The sequence below is a fragment of the Calditrichota bacterium genome (genome assembly GCA_016867835.1).
Lineage (GTDB): Bacteria > Electryoneota > AABM5-125-24 > Hatepunaeales > Hatepunaeaceae > VGIQ01.
On record VGIQ01000200.1, the window covers coordinates 1 to 2,308 of the forward strand.

4 protein-coding genes, 3 tRNA genes and 1 rRNA gene are annotated in these 2,308 nt (G+C 52.7%); all 8 read right to left on the reverse strand.

All coding sequences use genetic code 11. The features are described from left to right. The coding region (locus FJY67_12065) for a hypothetical protein (protein MBM3330183.1) at positions 1-222 on the reverse strand (222 nt) is incomplete at its 3' end. Further along, complete coding sequence (locus tag FJY67_12070) at positions 188-490, reverse strand: BrnT family toxin (protein ID MBM3330184.1); 303 nt, start codon at positions 488-490, stop codon at positions 188-190. The genes FJY67_12070 and FJY67_12065, both read right to left, overlap by 35 nt. A 30-nt stretch (positions 491-520) precedes the next feature. Further along, positions 521-600 (reverse strand) — tRNA-OTHER (locus FJY67_12075). 5 nt (positions 601-605) lie between these two features. Further along, positions 606-824: a DUF2283 domain-containing protein gene (locus tag FJY67_12080; protein ID MBM3330185.1), complete on the reverse strand. Its 219-nt coding sequence runs from the start codon at positions 822-824 to the stop codon at positions 606-608. Further along, complete coding sequence (locus FJY67_12085) at positions 821-1,063, reverse strand: hypothetical protein (GenBank protein ID MBM3330186.1); 243 nt, start codon at positions 1,061-1,063, stop codon at positions 821-823. The genes FJY67_12080 and FJY67_12085 overlap by 4 nt, the downstream gene beginning before the upstream one ends. A 22-nt stretch (positions 1,064-1,085) precedes the next feature. Continuing rightward, a tRNA-Ala gene (locus FJY67_12090) sits at positions 1,086-1,161 on the reverse strand. Between the two features lie 133 nt (positions 1,162-1,294). Then, positions 1,295-1,371, reverse strand: a tRNA-Ile gene (locus FJY67_12095). Positions 1,372-1,569: 198 nt separating this feature from the next. Next, positions 1,570-2,308: ribosomal RNA gene (locus FJY67_12100) — 16S ribosomal RNA — on the reverse strand; the annotation flags it as partial.

The window sequence follows — 2,308 nt, forward strand, 5'->3', positions numbered from 1 at the left end:
CTTCTTCCGCCGCGGTTTAGCGGCTTTCACCAACTCTCCCACCGCCCTCAGCGCCCGATTGACAGCCTCGGAGTTGGGGAACATGGCGTGAACATCTGGCTCAAGAAGCGCAACGCTGAGCGTCTTGCCATATCTCCCATAGAATTTGCCGGTCTCCCCTTTACTGAAGTCGTATTCGGGAAGGAGCTCATCTTCGGGACAATCTATCGCGGTTTTCTTCATAGGATTTGATTTCAAGCTTGGTGGCTATTCTTGCGCTGATCAGGCGCTGATTTTCGCCTCGGTCGGTATGCAGTAGCACGACCAACCTTCCTGTTCCGGTAAATCCCAACGTGATGTATCGGTCTTCGCCGGACGAATGCTTTCCATCATAAAGGGTGACTGCATAGGGATCGGCCAGCACGGTAGAAGCTTCGTCAAATTCGATTCCGTGCTTTCGACGATTTGATGCCGCCTTTGCATCCTCCCATTCAAAGCCCTCGATTTTCATCAAGGTCTCCGTTGCGCTGCCCTAAAACCCTGGTGGAGAATACCGGGTTCGAACCGTGTCTTCGGCGTTAACTATATGGCCGACGCTCTGCCAGACTAAGCTAATTTACCAGAAGCTACGCAGTCGCTTTGAGTACACCTGCCGGTATATTTGTCATCGTAATTTCACGAAGGTTCAACTTGCGACTGGCGTTATCGATATCTATCCCGACCAAATTCCCAACTTCGTCATAATCGAGCGTGATCCCTTCAGACACCTCTCGACTCTCGGCGCTAACCGCTTCCGAAAGGTCGATGTAAAGAGAATCCGTCTCCGAATAGTAGTTGAGTTTCATAACTTGAATCCCCTATCAGGAAAGGCGTTGTGGATAGTCGTCCTGTCATCCAGAGTAACGACTCCCAGTATCCTTCGATCCAACTCCTCAACCTGTCCCCAGAACCGCCACCGGTTATCTTCCTGTCGCTCCCACCTGATCGGATGCGATACTACCTCTTCGCACCACTCCCTCTTGATGTAAGGGCGCTTACGCAACACTTCCTTTAAAAAGTAGTCAGTGTATGCGTATTTTGACATTTGACGATCCGTATGACGATCTTGGTGGAGAATACCGGGTTCGAACCGGTGACCTCCGGCTTGCAAAGCCGGCGCTCTCCCAACTGAGCTAATTCCCCTTGCGCCTTAAATTCGACAGGCTCGGCGGCCTGTCCTACACGTTGTCAAACAAGCTCAGCGGCCTGTCCTACGTGAAGATTATTCGGGCGCAAGGATTGACGAACGGGGCCCTGTCACTCCATCTGAGCCCGTCGGTGGGCCTGACTAGACTCGAACTAGTGACCTCGTCCTTATCAGGGACGCGCTCTAACCACCTAAGCTACAGGCCCCGGTGATTTGAGATTTAAGATTTGAGATTTAAGATTTACCTTCAGAGAAGACGGTAATCAATAAATTTCAAATTTCAAATTTCAAATCTCAAATAATTTGACAATTGCGCGGGTCAGGCGAAAAACGAAAGCCACTTCTATCGACCTGAAGTTTACACGGAATTCCGGTTTGGTCCGGAGGGGCGCATAAACTTCTTCTCCAGAAAGGAGGTGATCCAGCCGCACCTTCCGGTACGGCTACCTTGTTACGACTTCACCCCAGTCACCGATCTCACCTTCGGCGCCTGCCTCCTTGCGGTTAGCTTGGCGACTTCGGGTGCTACCGGCTCCCATGGTGTGACGGGCGGTGTGTACAAGGCCCGGGAACGTATTCACCGCCGCGTGCTGATCGGCGATTACTAGCGATTCCACCTTCATGTAGTCGAGTTGCAGACTACAATCTGAACTGGGGACGGCTTTATGGGATTGGCTCCACCTCGCGGCTTTGCGACCCTCTGTACCGTCCATTGTAGTACGTGTGTAGCCCTGGCCGTAAGGGCCATGAGGACTTGACGTCATCCCCACCTTCCTCCCAGTTAACCTGGGCAGTCCCGTTAGAGTTCCCAGCATCTTTCGACCTGATGGCAACTAACGGTAAGGGTTGCGCTCGTTGCTGGACTTAACCAAACATCTCACGACACGAGCTGACGACAGCCATGCAGCACCTCTGCAGCACCCTCGAAGGAGACCCCCTTTCAGGGGTTGAGCAGCTGCAATTCCAGGCCAGGTAAGGTTCTTCGCGTTGCATCGAATTAAACCACATACTCCACCGCTTGTGCGGGCCCCCGTCAATTCCTTTGAGTTTCAACCTTGCGATCGTACTCCCCAGGCGGTGCACTTAATGCGTTAGCTGCGACACCGGAGGGGTCGATTCCCCCGACATCTAGTGCACATCGTT